Source organism: Methylomonas subterranea, assembly GCF_024505185.1.
GTDB classification, from domain to species: domain Bacteria; phylum Pseudomonadota; class Gammaproteobacteria; order Methylococcales; family Methylomonadaceae; genus Methylomonas; species Methylomonas subterranea.
On sequence record NZ_JANIBJ010000055.1, the window covers coordinates 1 to 17,323 of the forward strand.

Genomic DNA, 17,323 nt, shown 5'->3' on the forward strand with positions numbered 1-17,323 from the left:
GCGCGCGCGCTCTTCCGGGGCGTTATCAATTTGATCGAAAGCTTTTACTTCGCCGCCTTGCAGCTCAGCCATTACCTTGGTCAGAGCCGCTGTCAATGTGGTTTTACCATGGTCAACGTGACCAATCGTGCCTACGTTTACGTGCGGTTTTTTTCTTTCAAATTTTTCTTTAGCCATTACGAAAACACCCTAGAAGAACAATTAATCAAAACTGGAGCTCATAACCGGATTTGAACCGGTGACCTCTTCCTTACCAAGGAAGTGCTCTACCTACTGAGCTATATGAGCGACATTACCATAGCCAAAAATGGAGCGGGTGATGGGAATCGAACCCACGCAATCAGCTTGGAAGGCTGGAGTTCTACCATTGAACTACACCCGCAGATCCAATTCAAATTTGATGGTGGAGGGGGGAGGATTCGAACCTCCGAAGGTAGAACCGGCAGATTTACAGTCTGATCCCTTTGGCCGCTCGGGAACCCCTCCTTCATTTCATCCAAGCATTATCCATGAAACAATATGCTCGGTCAATCTTTTTAATTTAACAATTCTTCGCTTGAGCGAACATCGCATTAAATTCCGCCACATCTCCCGCCACAAGCAAACCCAACTGCTTTTCGAGTTCACTAAAAACCGATTCAAAAAGCCGTAACGAGGCGGATGAAGGCCTGGATAAAACATAATTCGCAATATTGGCGCCCGGCACATCCGGTCTACCGATACCTATTCTCAATCGATAAAAATCTCGCGAATCAATTTGCCCGATGATATCCCGCAAACCATTGTGACCAGCATGACCGCCGCCGCGCTTCATCCTGACAACACCCTCGGGCAACTCCAATTCATCATGCACAACCAATAACTCATCCGGCTTGAGCTTATGATAGCGCAGCATCCCACCAACCGAGGCACCGCTTTTATTCATGAACGTCATTGGCTTCAAGTACAATAATTTACCCACCCCATGTACCGAGGCAGCAATCTCGCCCTGGAACTGGCCATTCGCGGACCATTTAGCTCCTTGCGAAAGCGCAAGACGATCTAAAAAAAGAAACCCGGCATTATGCCGGGTCTTGTCATACTGAAGCCCAGGATTCCCAAGCCCCACTATTAACTTAATCATTAAAGCAAAATATTACTCAGCCGCAGATTCCGTCGAAGTTTTAGGCTTAACAATTTGCACAACCGGATGATCATGCTCGACACCTTGATGCAACTCTGGAATTTCGACACCCGCGGGCAACACCAAATCCGAAAGATGCAGGGTTGAACCAACATCTACATTCGCCATGTCGACTTCAATAAATTCCGGTAACGCTGATGGCATGCACAACACTTCAACATCCGACATGGAATGATTAATTACGCCACCTTTTTTGACACCAACCGAAGTTGCTTCGTTTATAAAATGCAATGGCACATGTACTTTTAATTTATGCCCGGCATCAACACGCATAAAGTCAATATGCAAAATTTGCGGCTTGGCGGGGTGACGCTGAATGTGCTTTAAAACAGCCTTCTCGGTCCGGCCATCCACCTTGATATCAAGCACGTGCGAATAAACCGCTTCATGCGCCAAATGTTTCAACAGGTCATTATGATCCAGGATCAACATTTCGGGAGACGCACTACCACCGTACAACACCGCCGGCACCTTACCCTTCCGACGCACAACCTTTGCCGCGCTACTACCAGTCTCACTGCGAGCTTCCGCAATAAATTCAAACACGTTAGCCATCATTTTCTCCAAAGCCTGCTTTACAAGCACTTCTTAATAGTTATTGAATTAATCCACATAAAGCGAGCTTACAGACTCGCCGACGGCGATGCGCCGAATTGTTTCAGCCAGCATTTCAGCCACGCTCAATTGCCTGATTTTACCTATGGCTCTCAACTCATCAGTGAGAGGTATCGTATCGGTAACAACCAATTCATCAAGAACTGAATTTCTGACATTTTCCGCCGCCGCACCCGACAAAACCGGATGCGTGCAATACGCAACAACCTTAATAGCGCCGTTCTTCTTTAAAGCCGCCGCCGCATGACACAACGTACCCGCTGTATCAACCAAATCATCAACCATTACGCAAGTCCTACCACTCACGTCGCCTATGATGTGCATTATTTCCGATACATTGGCCCTTGGCCTACGTTTATCGATAATAGCGAGATCGGCATCACCCAACCTCTTTGCCAAAGCCCTGGCTCTGACAACACCACCGACATCGGGCGAAACGACAATCAGGTTTTCATACTCTTGCCGCCACACATCACCCAACAGAATGGGAGACGCATAAACATTATCAACCGGTATACCGAAAAAACCCTGTATCTGATCGGCATGCAAATCAACGGTAAGCGCCCTATCCGCCCCCGCGTGCCCTATCATATCCGCAACCAATCTAGCGGTTATAGGCACCCTGGCCGACCTGGATCGCCTATCCTGACGGGCGTAGCCGTAATAAGGTATTACCGCCGTAATCCTGGCCGCGGACGCTCTTCTCAAGGCATCGATCATCACCAATAGTTCCATGAGATTTTCATTTGTCGGAGAACATGTCGGCTGAACCACGAACACATCGCGCCCTCTGACATTCTCCTCAATCTCTACAAAGATCTCGCCATCGCTGAAGCGCCCAACAGACGCCATGCCCAGACGCATATTGAGCTTCCTCACAATACCTTCGGACAAAGCCTTATTGGCATTACCCGAAAATACCATTATCGAAGCATCTCGCATTCTAAGGCTCCAGAGGATGTTTTATATGGGGATATGGCTGGGCTGCTAGGATTCGAACCTAGGTATGCGGGGATCAAAACCCCGTGCCTTACCGCTTGGCGACAGCCCAATAAACTGATTTGACTTATACTTTTTCCAACTTTCCGTAGAGCGGTGAAGTATTCAAACCCCTCGCCAGAAAAACCGACCAATCATCCTTCAACGATTGGCATGCGGACAGGGCCAGCTCCTTTTCGGAAAATTGCGCAAAAACGCACGCCCCAGTACCCGTCAATCTTGCATTCGAATAAACCGACAATGCATCGATCGCATCTTTTACCGGTCGATACACCCTGCAAACCTCTTGAGTACAATCGTTGCGATCTTCCCCTGCAAGAAAGTCGCTCATTGTGATGGATTCACTATTCCTTGTCAAGCCATCCGAACGAAAAATTTCTCCGGTATTGACGTGACAATCGGGCTTGATTATTACCACCCATGACTCCGGGATCTCAATCGCCCTTAGGTCTTCGCCCACGCCCTCCGCCCAAGCGGAATGCCCAAATACGAAAACCGGCACATCGGCCCCCAATTGCAAACCCAGCGCCATTAATTCCTGCTTTGAAAGATTTAACCCCCAAAGATGATTCAACACCACCAAAGTGGTAGCAGCATCCGAGCTCCCCCCACCCAATCCGCCCCCCATGGGCAAATTTTTCTCCACCTCAATAATGACACCCGCCTCGCAGCCGGTATGAGATTTAAGCAAGTTCGCCGCGCGCACGGTCAGATCCTCCGCTTCCGCAACGCCTGGGATAGGCATTGCCAAGGACACTCGCCCATCAGCGGCCGGATGAAACGTCAACCAGTCGCACAAATCGAGCATTTGAAAGACAGTCTGCAGCAAATGATAACCATCAGCCCGCCGCCCGGTAATTCTCAACATCAAATTCAATTTTGCCGGAGCCGGCCATTTCTCGCCCCATCCAGGAACATTCCCGATAGCTTCCATCACAACAATACCCATTGATCCACAATTAATTTGATTCTCGCCTTATCTTTTTCAGCGGTCATTTTTTTAGGCAGCGTGTCCGCATTGACTGTTTGCATTTCCCGATATCTAACCAACCACTTGCCCTGATAAAACCCTTCGGGCTGCTCGATGTAATCTTGCCCAGGGTCATTGACACCCAACACCCAGAATTTCAAGGAACTCACCGGCAAATCCACCCCCAGTTGCTCCGATAGAACCACGTCCGCCGATCCGTTGAAAACCCTGCGATTCTCGCCATCATCCAATTCCACCCGCTCCGGCGTCACCGCAATCCTCAGCCTGCCTTGCGCCAACGGCCCCACCAGCTCAATTTGGTCCTGAAATTCGCTATGCCGCCAATTAATGGAGACGGACACCGAATCTTTATCATTCGCCAGCGCCAGCCTGCCTTCAAACTCCCAATTCTTTTGCTGCTGTAAATGCCGCATGGCCTTCAATTGATAGACTTCCAATGGCTTTTGAGGCGACACGGAACAACCGGCCAGCCATATACCCAGAGCAACGTAAGCTATAAACCGCCCGATCATTATTCGTCGGGGAAAAAGCGCTGTTTGAACTTCAACAAATATTCATCCTCGGGAAATTTCTTATAAATTGGCTCAAAAAATTCTCTGGCTTCCTTTTCCCGCCCCATCGCCCATAAAACTTCCGCTATATGCGCGGCGATCTCGTTTTCCCGCTGCTTATCGTAAGCCTTTTTCAAATACTCCAAAGCCAAATCCAACTTGCCGCGCTTGAATTGCAGCCAACCATAACTGTCCACAATCACGGCTTCGTCGGGTTGCAATTGAATGGCTTTCAAAAGATATTTTTCGGCCTCATCGTAACGCTGGGTCCTGTCGGTCAAGGTATACCCCAACGCGTTCAACGCCCCCACATCATCCGGATTTTTTTCCAAAATTTTCAACAAATCCGACTCCACCACATCCAGCTTATCCAAGCGCTCGGCTATCAGTGCCCGCGTATACAGCACATCTCTGTTGTCCGGCGCATCTTTCAACGCTAGATTCAATACATCGTAAGCTTCCCCATACTTGCCCCATTGGTTATATAGTTCCGCCTTCATCATCAGAATACGCAAGTGTTGCTCGGGATATTTGCCGTCCATTGCCTTGACCCTGGCTTCCGCCTGACTCAGGTCCTTTTGTCCCAACAACAACGATACGGCGGCCATATCAGCCTCAAAGCCATAGCCATTGGCTTCCGCCCTATCGAACCAGACCAGTGCCTTATTAGGATTCTGCCGCTCCTGCTCTATTTTCCCTAAATAAAAGCTGGCGCGCCCCTCCCACTCCGTCTTGTCCAGAACCTTTTCGAAATACCCTTCCGCCTTATCCAACTTATTTTGCTGCATATGAATCAAAGCCACGGTAAACAGCGCTTCGCCATCATCGGGACTTTCATCCAATACTGTTTGATACAACTTGATTGCGTCATCATAGGCACCGGCATTAACCAACACCTCCAACAGCATTTTTCTCAACTGCTTATCATCAGGCGATTGCTTGACCGCTTTTTCCAGAAATTCGCGTGCTTTATCCATATCGCCGGCGCGACCGGCCAATTGCGCCTGAAAAATAATCGCCCTATTCCAATCCGGCTGCAATTCCAACACCTGAGTGACTTTTTGTTGCGCCAATTGGTTATCGTGCAGAATGGAAGCCAGCATGGCCTGCAGAAACAGCAGGTTCGGCTGATCGGGATGCAAGCCATTCAAATCTTCCAGCACATCAAAAATGAATTGGGAGCGCCCTTCCTTTTCCAAGGCCTTGATCATTTCCAGCATTCCACCTTCAAATCCGGCCGGATCTTCGCGAAAAACAGCATCCAGGTTATCCACGGCCGCCTGATGATCCGATTTTTTAATCGCCATCAAGGCCGCGAATTTTTTGGCAGGTAGATTGTCAGGCTCCTTGGACATCCAAATCTCTAACGCCTCGCGCGTGCGCTTTTCATCCTTGAGGAACATGCCGATCTTGACTGCCCGTTCGGCAATCCGCGCGTCATCAACCCGTTTTGCCGCCTGTATGTAGGCATCCAGCGCCAGATCATATTGATTGCGCTGCCCGGCCAGCTCGGCCGCCATCAGAAGGTACAACACCTCCTCGTCTATCACGGTATTGTGACTTGCCCTGGGCGCCAAGGCTTCTTGCGGGGTAATTTTGGCTTCAGCGTCCGGTGTCGCGTCCGGAGATACGGCGCAGCCCGACAAAGAGAAAATTATTGCAATACCTATCCATTTATTCATGCAATTCAAATGACCTGATTTCGATAAATTGTCAGCATAGATTATCAGAAAAACCCGTTAGTTCAGTTTAACCGATCATTCTATTTGGACAAAAACAGCGCATTCCTTAAAATGACCCACTTTTAAAAGACCTACATTACCGCTGATGACACTGATTGCCGTAGGGATAAATTACAACACCGCGCCTGTTGCCGTACGCGAACGTCTGGCGTTCCCGGCGGAAATACTGGACAAAACCTTAAAAAATCTGCGCAACGTCCGGGACATTTCCGAAGCCGCCATATTATCCACCTGTAACCGGACCGAATTTTATTGCCAAACCGATAGCGAAGACCAAACACCCTTGATCGCATGGATCGCCGATACCAAAATCATCGCACCGGCAGACTTTACACCCTATTTATACAGCTACAAGGACAGCCAATCCATCCGCCATATGTTCAGGGTTGCCTGCGGCCTGGACTCGATGATACTCGGCGAGCCGCAAATTCTCGGCCAGATGAAAACCGCCTACCACGCGGCTTCGCAGGCCGGCACCCTGGGCAAAAATCTCAGCAAGCTGTTTCAACATACGTTTTCCGCCGCCAAAAAAGTCCGCACCGATACCGCAATCGGCTCCAGCCCGGTTTCGGTGGCCTTTGCCGCCGTGCAACTGGCGCAGCAAATTTTCGACAAGCTCTCGGAGCAAACCGCCCTGTTAATAGGCGCCGGCGAAACGATAGAACTGACCGCTCGCCATCTGTATCAACATGGCATAGGCCGTATCATTATCGCCAATCGGACTTACGACAAGGCCCATGCCCTGGCCATGCAGTTTAACGGCTACGCCATCGCCCTGTCGGAACTGCCCAGCCATCTGGCGGAAGCCGACATTGTGGTCTCCTCCACGGCTAGCCAACTGCCGATTTTGGGTAAGGGCCGGGTGGAAAGCGCAATCAAGAAACGAAAGCACAAACCCATGTTCATGGTGGATTTGGCCGTGCCGCGCGACATTGAAGCCGAAGTGGAACAACTGCGCGACGTATACCTCTACACTGTCGACGACCTTCAAAACACCATCAATCAAAACATGGACTCGCGCCGCCGCGCCGCCGAGCAGGCCGAGGAAATCATCGACACCCAGGTCGAGCACTTTTTGGCCTGGCTGCGTTCCCAAGGCGCCCAAGAAACCATACGCGATTTTCGCATCCAGGCCGAATCGACCCGCGACGAAGTGCTGCAAAAAGCCTTGGCGCAACTCAACAACGGCGTGCCATCGGAGGAAGTCCTGCAGCGTCTGGCGCATACCCTGACCAACAAATTGATTCACACACCCTGCGCGCAACTGCGCGACGCCGGCGCCAACGAGCGCCACGACCTGATTGCCGCCTCGCGCGAAATTTTCAAATTAAGATAACCCTCCCCGATGAAACCCTCGATACAAACCAAACTGGAAAACCTGGGCGAACGCTACGAAGAAATCACCGCCCTGCTATCTCAGCCCGAAGTACAAGGCAATCAAAACCAATTCCGCGGCCTCAGCCAGGAATATGCGCAAATCGAGCCGCTGGTGGCCTGTTACAAAACCTATCTGGATAACGAAGTGGATCTGGCATCGGCCCGGGAAATGGCCAAGGACAGCGACCCGGAACTGCGGGAAATGGCCAAGGATGAAATCGCCGCGGCCGAAAGCAAGCGCGAAGCCCTGGAACAGGAACTGCAAATTCTGCTGCTGCCGAAAGATCCCAACGACAACCGCAACGTGTTTCTGGAGGTTCGCGCCGGCACCGGCGGCGACGAAGCCGCCATCTTCGCCGGCGATCTGGCCCGCATGTACCAACGCTATGCGGAAAGACAGGGCTGGAGCACGGAAATTATCAACGAAAATCGCGGCGAACACGGCGGTTACAAGGAAATCATCCTGAGAGTCAGCGGCCAGAATGTTTACTCGCAACTCAAATTCGAATCCGGCACCCACCGGGTGCAGCGGGTGCCGGAAACCGAATCGCAAGGCCGCGTGCACACTTCGGCCTGCACCGTGGCCATCATGCCGGAAGTGGACAGCGTTGACGAAATCGACATCAATCCCGCCGACTTGCGTATCGATACCTATCGCGCCTCCGGTGCCGGCGGCCAGCACGTCAACCGCACCGATTCGGCCATCCGCATCACCCATATTCCGTCCGGCGTGGTGGTGGAATGCCAGGACGAGCGTTCGCAACACAAAAACCGCGCCCGCGCCATGTCGGTACTGCAGGCCCGTTTGCTGTCGGCCGCGCAGGAAAAACAACAGGCCGAACAGTCCGAAAACCGCCGCCTGCAAGTCGGCAGCGGCGACCGCTCCGAGCGCATCCGTACCTACAATTACCCGCAGGGCCGCTTGACCGACCACCGCGTCAACCTGACCCTGTACAAGCTGGAAGACATCATGGAAGGCGGCCTGGAACACGTGATTCAGCCCTTGATTCACGAGCATCAGGCGGACTTATTGACCCAACTCGGCAATGCCTGAGTCGAACCAAACCTCCGCCCCATCGATACAGGCGCTGCTGGAGGAGGCATGCACGCTATTGACTGGCGTGTCCGAATCCGCCCGGCTGGATGCGGAAGTACTGCTTTGTCATTGCCTGGACAAACCGCGCGCTTTTCTGCGGGCCTGGCCGGAGAGGCAACTCGATGCCACGCAAACCGGGCAATTTCGGCATTTGCTGGAACAGCGCCGCCAAGGCCGACCCATCGCCTATTTGACCGGCGAACGGGAATTTTGGTCGCGCACGTTCAAAGTCACTCCCGATGTATTGATTCCCCGGCCGGACAGCGAATTGTTGATCGAACTGAGCTTGTCCCTGCCGGCGAATCAAACAGGCAACATCATAGACCTTGGCACCGGCTCCGGAATTTTGGCCATCACACTGGCGGCGGAACGGCCCTCGGCCAAGGTGCTGGCCACCGACATCAGCAGCGGCGCGCTTGAAGTCGCCCGGCAAAACGCCGAGCGCCTCGCGGTTGGCAATGTACGCTTTGTGCAATCGCATTGGTTCGACAGCGTGATCGATGCGGACTTCGACTTGGTCGTCAGCAATCCGCCCTACATTGCTGCCGATGATCCGCATTTACAGCAAGGCGACCTGCGTTTCGAACCCGATACTGCCTTGGTCAGCATGGACATGGGCCTGAAAGACATCCGCCTGTTGGCGGAACAAGCCCGGAACCATATGGCACCCGGCGGTCATTTATTGATTGAACACGGCTACCAGCAGTCCGCGCAAGTGCAAACGATTTTTAAGCAGTTAAACTACCGGCGTGTCGACACCCACCAGGACTTGTCCGGCAATCCCCGCGTGACCTCAGGAATATGGAACCCCGCATGAACCAACACGAAATATGTTTACCCCGCAAACTGACCAACCAACTGCTGCATCTGGCGCAATTGTCGCCGGAAGCGGAAGTTTGCGGCTTGGTCGGAGCGGACGAAAACGGCACGCCCAGCACCTGCTATCCGGTCGGCAACAACGCCGCCAACCCGCAAAACCGCTTTTCGCTGGAACCCGGCCAGCAAATCGCCGCCATGAAGCAAATGCGCGACAAAGGCCAAACCCTGTTCGCAATCTATCATTCGCATCCAGCCGCGCCGGCCGAGCCGTCGGCCGCCGACATCGAACAGGCCGCTTATCCGGATGCCCTGCATTTGATCATCTCGTTAAATACCAAGGGCGTGCTGGAAATGCGTGGTTTCAAGATCAACGGCAATCAGGTGGAAGAATTTCCGTTGAGATTGATAGAGCAGGCCTGATCAGCCTCCAAATGACGCCAGGAAGCGACATCCTCGATCGGCTCGAGATGGGTATCGATATCGATGCTGTCGAACTTATCCATGATCTGTTGTTCCATGGCCTCCAGCAAATCGTGACCCTGTTGCACCGTCCAATCGCCTGGCACCAAAACGTGCACCGACATGAAGCGGCGGGCGCCGGCATAACGGGTGCGCAACGCGTGGTAGGTAATGTGGTCGGAAGCGGCAAACTTATCCAACACCTGGGTAATGGCCGCCAACTCGTGTTCCGGCAACGCGGCGTCCATCAAACCGGATACGGTGCGGCGGACCAGATGCAGGCCGGCCAAAACGATATTGAGCGCCACCAGAATAGCAATGATAGGATCGAGAATTTCCCAACCGCTCATGCCGAACCGGCGAGCCAGCTCCAGACTGAACTCAAAACGATTGGCCACGGCGATAATCCCTATTCCGAATAAAATCCCTATCGTGGTCCACACGTCGGTCATTAGATGCTTGCCATCGGCTTCCAGGGTAATGGAATGCCTACGGCGGCCCACGCCGATCAAAATCCGCGCCACAATCAGATTTATCAGCGAGGCAAACACCGAAATAGCGATACCCAAATCGAGTTTTTGCAGCGGTATGGGGTGCCAGAGCCTCTCCCAAGCGGTATAGGCAATACTGAACGCCGCCAGTAAAATCATGATGCCTTCGGCGCCGCTGGAAAAATATTCTATCTTGTCGTGGCCGTAGGCATGGTTTTCATCCGGCGGCCGCGCGGCTACGCTGAGCACGAACAGCACGATAATCGCCGCCACCAGGTTGATCACCGACTCCAGCGCATCCGACAGCAAGCCGACCGAATCGGTCAGCCAGTAGGCATAACTTTTCAGGGCTATAGTGGATACCGCAGCGAATATGGATAACCAACCATAACGGGTCAGCGACGGCTGTTCGACTCCCATTGGCGAATTCCGTGTGTTGAAAAACAACCTAGTCTAGCAGGCCGCGGCCGCTTATTACACCTCAACCGACATGAAACTCTCTGACCTCGGCCCGTACCGCGCGCCCCATGCTCAAGCGCAGAAACATTCTCGCCAAGGCGATACCGTTTACCACGAACGCAATCGTAATACCCAAGGCAAACCAGGGATGCCGGCCAGCGGCATGCGACAGCAATAAATCCTCGCCCAAAAACGCCGGGGTGATCGGAAAACCCACCATGCCTAAAAAGCTGATAAACAATAGCAGCGACATACCGGGACGTGTCTGGGCAAACGCCCGATAGCGAAATGAGCTTTCGGCAAAGTGTTCATTTTTCAGCAAGCGGGACAAAACCCACAAGCCCAACAACCAGGACGGCACGATGCCGCTCAAAAACATCAGCTCGTCGAAAATCGCGTTAGGCACCATTAGCCAGACCGCCAACGCCGCCAAAAAGCTGCTCATGGCCACACTGTTCCAAATTTTGAACGGACTGTGTTTTTGGCTGAAGGCGCTGGTCGAGACCAACACCATCAGCACCGAAACCGGTATCGACAAATAAACCTCGGCTACCGGACTGATGTTATTGACCGCGATTAACAGCCATATCAACAGGGCAACCGCCGTAAACCATTTGACCCAGGCATTGACCCGTCCCATGGCGGCGCCCAGGCGCTTGAGCGGATCCCACAGTATCGATCTCACCAGTATCTCCAACTGGCCTTCCTGCAACGCAAATACGTATAAGGTATTTTGCAACACATCCGGCAACACGTCGCGCAATGAGGTCGGCAGATATTGCAATTTTTGCCGGTCCTTGATGTAAAAATCGCTGTTCACCGCGCCTTCCACCCGCAACAGGTGCGCCACGATGGAGGGCGAGACCAGCAACTGGTAACAACGCAAAAACGCATTACTCATAAAATGCAGCAAGGCCAAGGTTTCCAGGCCCAGCGCCAGCTCGATGAACATAAAACCCACCTGCGCGATGGAGGCATAGGCCACTTGGCCCTTGATATTGGACTGGGTTTTTTCCGAGAGGCTGGCGATGATCACCGTCAACAAGCCGATGGCGAATACGATCAGCCGGGGCAGGAAATGAAAACTCCAGATCGGCATGGTTCTCAGCAACAAAAACACCCCCAAATGAATCGACAAGGCGCCATAAAAAATCGCGCTGGACGGTGTCGGCCCTTCCATAGCCCGCGGCAACCAAAAACAAAACGGAAACTGCGCGGATTTACCGGATGCAGCCAATATAATCAGCGCGGACAGCAAGGACAGCACCGCATAATTGAGCGGATTATTGACATAATTGTTGAACAGACTGCCCATCTGGCTGAAATGCTGGCTTTCGTGAAACAGCAAATGGCTCATCCAGGCCCCCATCAGCAAACCGACATCGCAAAAACGATAAATCGTATAAGCCCTCAGGGCATTGCGCACCGGCTGCCAGCGATGCCGGTAAAACGCAATCAACAAAAACGATGAAATGCCCACCACTTCCCAACCGGCGAACAATATATCGATACTGCCGGACAACACGATGATATTCAAACCGAACGCGAACGCGAAAATGGTCTGAAAAAACCGTTGGTAACCTGCGTCGCGATGCATGTATACCCGGCAATATTTGACGATAATCGAAAAAATCGCCCACACGCAGAATAAATAGGCCGCCCCGACCCCATCCAGATAAAACAGCACCGGAAATTGATAATCGTCATGCTGGTACAGCTGAAACCATTGGTACTCAAAACTCTTGAAACCACTGGCCGCCCACATCGACAGCAAGCCGATTACGCAGACACCTTTGACACGGGTTATCCACGAAACGATTCTGGCGACTTTCCGTTCACTGCCGTCGCCAAGGAAAATCAGCAAGAAACCCAATAGCGGCAACAGCAAACACGCCAGCAACAATATATTCATGAATGTCCCCCTATAAATCGATGCACCGGAATAGTCTTGGTTTGCCCGACAATAATTTTTTCCGAACGGCTACTCACCGGCGCGGCGATGTCTTTTTCCAATTCAATGGCTTGCCAACCTTGCTTGCGGTACAAATTCAGGACGCGGCTTTGCGGGTCGCAGACCGCAAATCGCACCCAGTCGTTTTCCAGCCATTCCAGTAAATGGCCCAATTTGGCCAAGGCCCGGTCGACCACATCAAGACGTTGCTCCACCACCAGCAACAGCCGGGCCGGTTCATGCACTTCTATCATTTGCGAGGGCAAACCGGTACGCAAATCGCCCTCCACGCCGTTGGCCACGCCCAGCAAACCGATCACGTTATGCGGCAGCTTGGTACCCGCCCCATACACCGAGTTATCGATGCGCGAGAATAAATATTCCAGATTGATACCGCCACAGACCGGAATCGCCGCCGACAGCACCCTGGCCAAAATGCCGCCGTCTTGATCGATATCCGGATCGTAAGATTGTAAAAAAGCCCGCCGGTCCATGAACAAATGCCGGGTCAGGCTGCGCCGGCCGACGATGCAATACAGGTTATTGGAATGGTTGTATTCCGGCCGCGGCTCAAAGATAGAGGCGGACCTTTCCAGAACATGCTTATGCGCCAACTCGTTATCGGGCGTTTGCGGACCCAGTTCAAACCAACGGCAACGCTCGCGGGCATTGCGTTGCAAGGCTTTGTGCACGGCATGCTGAAAATTTTGCAATGCCGCATGGCTATCTTTATCCAAAGAGGATTGGTCGAAATACACCATTTCATCGCGGCTGGTATTGTGCATTGCCGCGGCAAAACGGGTAGTGGCGGGAATATCGATACCTTGTTCGCGCAATATGGCCCGGACACCGCCATGATTGGCCATCCAGGCAAAGGCGCGGGCATTGGGAGCCCCCGGCTTACCGGCACAGGCCCCGCAATCGTACGCGGCAAAGTGCGGATTATTGACGCTGCTGGATCCATGCGCCACCACCATTACCAGCGGCGCAAAATTTTTCACCAACCCAATACTGCGTAACTGCCCCCCGACTTTTTCCGCCATCTCGGACAAAGAAAACCCCAGCAAATAACCTTCTGCATTGGGCGCGTCGTTTTCCCGCAGCAGGTGCAGATGGCCATGCGCCTCCACTTCGCTCAAGGTCCTGATACCGGGCAATTTTTTCGCCGGTTTAAACACGCTCCAGGCCAGCCGGGCGGCGTAGACCAACCCTAGCGTCTGGGTGTATACCCAACCCCGGGCCAGGGAATGGGCGGAAAAATGCATTTTGCCGAGTTCCTGCCTTGGGTCCTTCCTTTCCGGACGCGGCCGGGTGGCGGATTCGGTAATCAAATGTCTTGGCTTTACCACGGTGGGGCATTGCGCCACCGGATAAACATCGTCCAAGCCTTGATACAAAAAGTCGATGCCGAAAAAACCCGGCGCGCCTAAGGTTTCAATGGCGGGATTGACTTCTTCTAGATACCGGCGCAACGAACACTCCCTATCGTCGATGCAAAAAATCGCCTGCACTTCAGGTATTGGCCCAACCGTTCCAACGACAGGCTGCTCTCCGAGCGCAAGCAGTAATTCGCTATGTAGCGACCACTCCATGGCTTCGTGCCAAACTCTCATCTTTAAAGGCACTTCAGGGGTCAAATGCGCTTCGTCGAACAACGGAATGGCGGCCAATTCCGGCAATTGATCGATACGTAAAAAATGACTGCCTTTTTTCTTGTCCACAAAAGCCAGCTCGCAAGCCAATTCAACCGCCAGCAATTGTTTCAGCGAGATATTTCTAGGCACCAACAGGGACCGCGGATTGGTTTCTATGATACGCACCATGCCGGACCAACCGGGGTGCGCCAGCAATACTTCCAGCAAATATTGGGCATATAGCTGCTCATCGCCCACGATCCGCCGCAAGCAATGCATGATGACCTGTTCCGGCCCTTGATTCAGCATTTCCCGCACATGCGCCTGATGAAACGGGTACAACGGAATCAAACTGTTTAGGGTCAGACGCAACACGCAATCCCAAAAACTTTCGCCATCCTTGGGCAATACCCAACGGCTGATACCCTGATCGAGAAAATTGGACAACAGCCTGAACATGACCGGATGCACCAAGGCATTCATATCCAATTCCAGGTGGTTCAACCAAGCATTGCGAATGCCGTCGTTGGCCAAGGAAATGGGCGGCAGGTGGCTTTCTGGGTCGGCGGCAAACAATTCGAGCCGCAATTGTTCCGCCCGCTCCTCGCTACAACCGGACTGTGCAATGGCCCAATCGATGGCGGCTTGACTGATACGGCCTTCGCGAAAACGACTTTGATAATCTTCAATCGGCAAATAGCTGCGGGCGCCGAACACTTTCGCGGCCACCGCCACGCCGTCGTGAAAGGGAAAATGCTGCACGGCATGCAAGGTATTGTGATGGATGAAATCCTTGATCGGCCCTTGCGTCGGCAGCCAATGAGCCAACTGATCGATAACCGCATCCAATTCGAATGCATCGGCCGTGTGTTTATGTATGGGCATTTGACTGACAACCTCGCTGACATCGACAATGCGCAAACAACCCGCTGGTTGTCCCCGCTCAAGCCTGCACGAGCATGGCTTGTGCCAACTTACGCCGGCTATCCCGCCAACCTTGTCAGACCGGCCGTTCCATTGGCCGCCATCGCCAAGCGCCCGCTGTTTGTTACCGCTCGAAAAGTCTTGCCCAGCTAGCGAACCGGTTCAAATAAACCATTCGAATTGTTCAATTGCGCCACCGATTCATATTAGCCAAGCGATTTCGAATCGCCGCCGGGATATCTTGCGCTGTTGCATCAAGATGGCAACAGCCTTTCAAGCACTGAACGATAAAATCGAACAATTGGCATGCTTCTCGCTCTTCTGTTGTTTTTTCTTTTCGAGACTTGCCATGAACTCTCCCTCATCCGTCACAATCCCAAAAACCGGCTTGGCCGGTCTGGCGGAAAACTGGCGCAGCGATTTATTGTCCGGTTTTCTGGTATTTCTGATTGCCCTGCCGCTTTGCCTGGGCATAGCCATGGCTTCAGGCTTTCCGCCCATGGCCGGCATCATCACCGCCGTCATCGGCGGCTTGCTGGTGTCGCGCATCAGCGGCTCGCATGTCACCATCAACGGCCCCGCCGCCGGCTTGATCGTGGTGATTCTGGATGCCGTACAGGCACTGGGCCACGGCGACGCCATGGCCGGCTATCGCTACACGCTGGCCGCCATCGTGATCGCCAGCGTGTTACAAGTGTTGCTGGGCATTTTCAAGGCCGGCAAATTAAGCGCGTTTTTCCCATCCTCTGTGGTGCACGGCATGCTGGCCGCAATAGGCATCATCATCATGGCCAAGCAGATTCACACCTTGCTGGGCGTGAAACCGGAAGCCAAATCCCTGCTCGGCACCATAGCCGAAATTCCGCACTCGTTGATCGAAATGAACCCGGAAGTTTCCATCATCGGTTTATGCGGTTTGGGGTTATTAATAGCTTGGGCGCTGATCAAAAATCCGACCCTGAAAATGATTCCGGCCCCCATTTTGGTGGTTTTGCTGGGCTTGGCGCTGGGCCAATATTTCGACCTGGACCACATCCACAAATACCTGTTTTTACCCGATGCGGAAATTCTGCCGCACCACGAGTTTTCGGTAGGCCCGGCCTTTTTGGTGGCGGTACCGGAAAACTTCCTGTCCAGCTTTTATTTCCCGGATTTTTCCCTGATCGCCAGCTACGAATTCTGGTTTGCCGTCGTTACCATCTGGCTGGTGGGCAGCCTGGAAAGTTTATTGAGCGCGGCGGCGGTCGATAAACTGGACCCTTACAAGCGCGACTCAGACCTGAATCGCGATCTGGCGGCGGTTGGGGTCGGCAACATCATCGCCGGCCTGCTCGGCGGCTTGCCGATGATAGCGGAAATCGTCCGCAGTTCGGCCAACATCAACAACGGCGCCAAATCCGGTTGGGCCAATTTTTTTCACGGCGCCTTTTTGTTGATCTTCGTCGCGCTGTTTCCGCGCCTGATCCACGAAATACCGTTATCCTCCCTGGCCGCCCTGCTGGTATTTACCGGCTTCCGTCTAGCCTCGCCCAAGGAATTCGCCAAAACCCTGGCGGTCGGCCTGGATAACTTCGCGGTATTTGTCATCACCATCATCGGCGTATTGGCAACCGACCTGTTGATCGGCGTCGCCATCGGCATCCTGGCGGAACTCCTGATTCATCTGGCGCGCGGACTGAAGTTGAATCACATCTTTTCCATTGCCTACCACGTCAACAAGACCGCCCCCGACACCTACCATATTGCGGTCAGCGGCTCGGCGGTATTCTCCAACTTTCTCAGCTTGAAGAGCCTGCTGGCGGACTTCCCCAGACAACAAAAGGTATTTTTCGATTTGAGCGAGGCCGAATTGATCGATCACACCGTGATGGAATTCATTCATCACTTTACCGAAGAATACAATCACGCCGGAGGCCAATGCGAAATCGTCGGTCTGGACGGGCACGAAATGTTCTCCGACCATCATCTGGCCGCGCGGCGCAAGTCGGTAGACATATAACCGAGCGCCAGCGCCGAAGGCTAAGCCTTCGGC

General features: G+C 53.0%; 15 protein-coding genes and 4 tRNA genes. 5 read left to right on the forward strand and 14 right to left on the reverse strand.

All coding sequences use genetic code 11. The features are described 5' to 3' along the window. The 11 genes from NP590_RS19310 to NP590_RS19360 form a co-directional block, all read right to left on the reverse strand. Window positions 1-177, reverse strand: a 177-nt coding sequence (locus NP590_RS19310; RefSeq protein ID WP_256604373.1) for a GTP-binding protein, incomplete at its 3' end; no start/stop codon positions are given. Window positions 178-212: 35 nt separating this feature from the next. Next, window positions 213-288 (reverse strand) — tRNA-Thr (locus tag NP590_RS19315). Between the two features lie 20 nt (window positions 289-308). Next, a tRNA-Gly gene (locus tag NP590_RS19320) sits at window positions 309-382 on the reverse strand. Window positions 383-401: 19 nt separating this feature from the next. Beyond that, window positions 402-486, reverse strand: a tRNA-Tyr gene (locus NP590_RS19325). Window positions 487-541: 55 nt separating this feature from the next. Then, window positions 542-1,123 carry an aminoacyl-tRNA hydrolase gene (gene pth / locus NP590_RS19330; protein ID WP_256604355.1) on the reverse strand — a complete coding sequence of 194 codons (582 nt, stop codon included), beginning with the start codon at window positions 1,121-1,123 and terminating at the stop codon, window positions 542-544. Between the two features lie 12 nt (window positions 1,124-1,135). Continuing rightward, window positions 1,136-1,738, reverse strand: coding sequence for a 50S ribosomal protein L25/general stress protein Ctc (locus NP590_RS19335; protein WP_256604356.1), 603 nt, complete (start codon window positions 1,736-1,738; stop codon window positions 1,136-1,138). Window positions 1,739-1,786: 48 nt separating this feature from the next. Continuing rightward, a complete protein-coding gene (locus NP590_RS19340) occupies window positions 1,787-2,740 on the reverse strand; it encodes a ribose-phosphate diphosphokinase (protein WP_256604357.1) in 954 nt (317 codons plus the stop codon). Between the two features lie 34 nt (window positions 2,741-2,774). After that, a tRNA-Gln gene (locus NP590_RS19345) sits at window positions 2,775-2,849 on the reverse strand. 15 nt (window positions 2,850-2,864) lie between these two features. Beyond that, window positions 2,865-3,746, reverse strand: coding sequence for a 4-(cytidine 5'-diphospho)-2-C-methyl-D-erythritol kinase (gene ispE / locus NP590_RS19350; RefSeq protein ID WP_256604358.1), 882 nt, complete (start codon window positions 3,744-3,746; stop codon window positions 2,865-2,867). Continuing rightward, complete coding sequence (gene lolB / locus NP590_RS19355; RefSeq protein WP_256604359.1) at window positions 3,731-4,243, reverse strand: lipoprotein insertase outer membrane protein LolB; 513 nt, start codon at window positions 4,241-4,243, stop codon at window positions 3,731-3,733. The genes ispE and lolB overlap by 16 nt, the downstream gene beginning before the upstream one ends. Before the next feature lie 56 nt (window positions 4,244-4,299). After that, window positions 4,300-6,021, reverse strand: coding sequence for a tetratricopeptide repeat protein (locus NP590_RS19360; RefSeq protein ID WP_256604360.1), 1,722 nt, complete (start codon window positions 6,019-6,021; stop codon window positions 4,300-4,302). A gap of 145 nt (window positions 6,022-6,166) precedes the next feature. On the opposite strand from NP590_RS19360, the gene hemA reads away from it, so the two are divergent. Genes hemA through NP590_RS19380 form a run of 4 tightly spaced genes read left to right on the forward strand, consistent with a single transcriptional unit; the run spans window position 6,167 to window position 9,793 of the window. Further along, a complete protein-coding gene (gene hemA / locus NP590_RS19365) occupies window positions 6,167-7,417 on the forward strand; it encodes a glutamyl-tRNA reductase (RefSeq protein ID WP_256604361.1) in 1,251 nt (416 codons plus the stop codon). A gap of 9 nt (window positions 7,418-7,426) precedes the next feature. Continuing rightward, a complete protein-coding gene (gene prfA, locus NP590_RS19370) occupies window positions 7,427-8,512 on the forward strand; it encodes a peptide chain release factor 1 (RefSeq protein ID WP_256604362.1) in 1,086 nt (361 codons plus the stop codon). Then, complete coding sequence (prmC, locus tag NP590_RS19375) at window positions 8,505-9,371, forward strand: peptide chain release factor N(5)-glutamine methyltransferase (protein WP_256604363.1); 867 nt, start codon at window positions 8,505-8,507, stop codon at window positions 9,369-9,371. Before prfA ends, prmC begins: the two co-directional genes overlap by 8 nt. Further along, window positions 9,368-9,793 carry a M67 family metallopeptidase gene (locus tag NP590_RS19380; protein WP_256604364.1) on the forward strand — a complete coding sequence of 142 codons (426 nt, stop codon included), beginning with the start codon at window positions 9,368-9,370 and terminating at the stop codon, window positions 9,791-9,793. The genes prmC and NP590_RS19380 overlap by 4 nt, the downstream gene beginning before the upstream one ends. On the opposite strand, the gene NP590_RS19385 is transcribed toward NP590_RS19380, so the two are convergent. The 3 genes from NP590_RS19385 to NP590_RS19395 form a co-directional block, all read right to left on the reverse strand. Beyond that, complete coding sequence (locus NP590_RS19385) at window positions 9,751-10,743, reverse strand: cation diffusion facilitator family transporter (protein ID WP_256604365.1); 993 nt, start codon at window positions 10,741-10,743, stop codon at window positions 9,751-9,753. The genes NP590_RS19380 and NP590_RS19385 overlap by 43 nt on opposite strands. Before the next feature lie 61 nt (window positions 10,744-10,804). Then, window positions 10,805-12,694, reverse strand: coding sequence for a proton-conducting transporter transmembrane domain-containing protein (locus NP590_RS19390; RefSeq protein ID WP_256604366.1), 1,890 nt, complete (start codon window positions 12,692-12,694; stop codon window positions 10,805-10,807). After that, a complete protein-coding gene (locus NP590_RS19395; protein WP_256604368.1) occupies window positions 12,691-15,252 on the reverse strand; it encodes a YbcC family protein in 2,562 nt (853 codons plus the stop codon). The genes NP590_RS19390 and NP590_RS19395 overlap by 4 nt, the downstream gene beginning before the upstream one ends. 388 nt (window positions 15,253-15,640) lie before the next feature. Here NP590_RS19395 and NP590_RS19400 point away from each other — a divergent pair, with 388 nt between their 5' ends. Then, the gene (locus tag NP590_RS19400) at window positions 15,641-17,290 is read left to right on the forward strand and encodes a SulP family inorganic anion transporter (RefSeq protein ID WP_256604370.1); all 1,650 of its coding nucleotides are present in this window, start codon (window positions 15,641-15,643) and stop codon (window positions 17,288-17,290) included. The last annotated feature ends 33 nt before the right edge of the window (window positions 17,291-17,323 follow it).